Annotated in this window: 1 protein-coding gene; it reads right to left on the bottom strand. The window is 75.6% G+C overall.

Annotated features, from left to right (window positions below; genetic code table 11):
• The coding region (locus tag G3I42_RS26215) for a sensor histidine kinase (RefSeq protein ID WP_164289923.1) at nt 1–1,080 on the bottom strand (1,080 nt) is incomplete at both ends.

The raw sequence follows: 1,080 nt of genomic DNA, 5'->3' as shown, positions 1-1,080 counted from the left end.
CGGCGGCGGCGCGGCAGGGCCGTCGCCTCGCCGCTCTCGGCGGTACGGGCCACAGCGCGCACCCCGGCGGGGAGCGGCGGGGCCTGCTCGTGGCCGCGTACGGGCGCGGGCGCGTGCACGGAGGGGGCGTGGCCCTCGGGCATCTCGACGAGGAGGGCGGCGGGGACGCTCACGACGGCCGCGACGCCGCCGTAGCTGCTCTTCTTCAGCGAGACCTGGAAGCCGTACTGGCGCACGAGCGCACCGATCGCGGCCCAGCCCGTCTGCGGCGGGTCGCCCAGCTCGACGAGCCGCACCGGGTGCGCGCCGCTGAGCAGGCGCTCCGCGCGGGCGAACTGCTCGGCGTTCAGGCCGACACCCGCGTCCTCGACGATGACGCTCGCGCCGGTCTGCGTCTCGTGCAGCGAGACGTCGACCTTGAGCGTGCCGTGCGAGAAGTGCACGGCGTTGGCGAGGAGTTCGGCGAGGACCGCGCGCAGGGGCTCGACCGACTGCGCCATGACGCCGATCCGGCGGGTCAGGTGATTGACGGGTTCGCCGACGCGCTCCTTGAAGTCGCGGACCCGGCTCGCGGCGCTCACCGCGATGTCCACGAGGTGTGTGTCGTCGCGGAAGAGCATCGGGGTGGAGCCGGTGGCGAGGGCGGGGGTCTGCGCGGCGCGGCCGATCAGCTCGTTGAGCATGTCGAGCGCGAGGACGTCGGCCATGAGCGCGGGCTCGGCGTCGGGGTGGCGGCGCTGGATCTCGCTCAGGCCGTCCTGGAGGCGCAGTTGCAGCGAGTGCACGCGGCTCATCGCGCCGCGCACGACGGCCCGTCCGGCCTCGTCGACCCGTTCGCTCTCGGCGGCGACGCCCTCGGCGACCGCGTCCAGGAGCGCGCGGTGGAGCCGGTCGACGGAGGTGCCCGCGAGTTCGGGCGTGAGCAGTCCGGGGACGGTGACGTGCGGGGTGCGCAGGTGCGAGAGGAGGGCGGGCAGGCGTTGTTCGAGCAGGTGGCGGGTCTCGCGCTCGATCGTCTCGCGGCTGGTACGGGCCTCCGTGCGCGCCGCCCCCGCCTCCGCCCGCGCGACCCCGGCGGCG

Origin of the sequence: Streptomyces sp. SID11385, from assembly GCF_010548245.1 — a bacterium.
Taxonomy (GTDB): domain Bacteria; phylum Actinomycetota; class Actinomycetes; order Streptomycetales; family Streptomycetaceae; genus Streptomyces.
Note: the sequence above shows the minus strand (reverse complement) of the source record. Positions and strands in the feature narration are given on the sequence as shown.